Raw genomic sequence first — 1,613 nt, 5'->3', positions numbered from 1 at the left:
GTATTAAGCCAAAAGAAGAAATCTTAGTAACACATACACAGGACGAAGTTGTTCGTACAGAGACGCATCTGAATTTATCAGAACATGACCCGCAAAATCTGATTCCATTTGCGCCAAACCCTCGCTTGGCACAGCGAAGAAGAAGAAGTCATGAAAATGGAAAATATGGTGTGACAAGTCTATGAGTCAAAACCCTAACGATCCAAATGAACAGAAAAAAAGTAACCCTTTAAAAGATGTAGCTTCTCACTTTATTAAGAAAAAAGGGATGCAAGCGCGCGGGAAAATGGTAAAAATGGCAGGAAAAGCAGGAAGGGCGGCAGCGAAAGCTGCTGCCAAAATGCTAAAAGCAGGTATACTAAAAATTGTAGGTGCTGTTGTGGCGGCAGTTGGGCTACCTGCTGCTTTGGTTATGGGAGTAATTATAGCTGTGTGTGTGATTTTAGTCTCTTTGGTACCTTTTACCGATGATGATACGAAAACAGAGGAACAAGTTAAAAAATATATGGAAATTTCAATGGCGCTAAACGTGGATTGGAAAGAGGTTGTCGCTTTTGATATGGCGCGGTATGATAACGATTTGACTGGTAAAGATCCGCATGATGCTATATCATATTTCTTGGATATCCAATATGAAGAATATACGGAAAAAGAGGTATGCGAGTCGGGAACGAATGGTCCTTGTGAAAAAAAGAAAAAAGAGATGCAAAAAACCAAATCTGAAAGTTACTCTGGACCAGATGTAAAAAAGATATTAGGAGATACAGATTTTAAGAAAAAAATAGATGAGATTAATGCGAGTGGAAGTAAAAAAGTGACAACATCTTCTCATGGACTTGAGAAAGCCATGGAACTCGCAAATTTTAGTAAGAGTCAAAAAGAGCGTGCGCGTGAGATATTGGAAGCTGGGTTGTTAGAGGCAACGTATGGACATCTTGCACCTTCTAGTAATTTCGTTGGTGGTATGTGTGTAGGTAATGTGAGTCCTGGCGGGGAGCCTGTCAATCTGAATGAAAAGGTAACAGGGTATCTTCCTAAAATTAAAGAGATGGCAGAAAAGCATGGTGTTGCTGAATATGTTGGCGTTCTGGCAGCTCAAATGATGCAGGAATCAGGTGGAGAAGGAAATGACCCGATGCAGGCATCAGAGGGGCATTATGGAGATTTAAGTTCATCTTGTATAGGCATAAAAGGAAATGCACGTATGGGCTGCATTAAAGATCCGAATATTTCTATTGAAGCAGGTGTATTGGAATTTAAAGATGTGTTAGGCCAGGCGAATGGGGATATCGCTCTCGCCCTGCAATCTTACAATTTTGGATCAGGCTTCATTAGCTATGCATTAGCAAGAGGCGGTTATTCAGAGCAAACAGCCATTGCGTTCTCACAAAGTAAGAATCATTTAAACCCAGCTGGTTGCTCCGATCCGAATAACTTCCGAACCAAGGTAAATGCGTGTTATGGGGACTATGTGCGCCCATAAGGAGGCAAGGAAAAACGGTGATTGCAAGCTGTTAGGTCAACCCTAAAAGACCTAGTATCACTTGGCTAACCTTGGAGGGAAACTGAAAGGGGACAACAGCATGCCAAGAAAGCCGTAAGTTGGCTAAACA

At 41.5% G+C, this 1,613-nt stretch carries 2 pseudogenes; both read left to right on the top strand.

Annotated features, from left to right (window positions below):
- Positions 1 to 185, top strand: a pseudogene (locus CO726_RS32265) (hypothetical protein); the annotation flags it as partial.
- A pseudogene (locus tag CO726_RS30825) lies at positions 182 to 1,471 on the top strand (lysozyme family protein); the annotation flags it as partial. The pseudogenes CO726_RS32265 and CO726_RS30825, both read left to right, overlap by 4 nt.
- Positions 1,472 to 1,613: the final 142 nt, after the last annotated feature.

It is taken from the genome of Bacillus fungorum (genome assembly GCF_002746455.1).
Lineage (GTDB): Bacteria > Bacillota > Bacilli > Bacillales > Bacillaceae_G > Bacillus_A > Bacillus_A fungorum.
The sequence above is the reverse complement of the archived record's forward strand: the minus strand, read 5'-3'. Positions and strand labels throughout refer to the sequence as shown.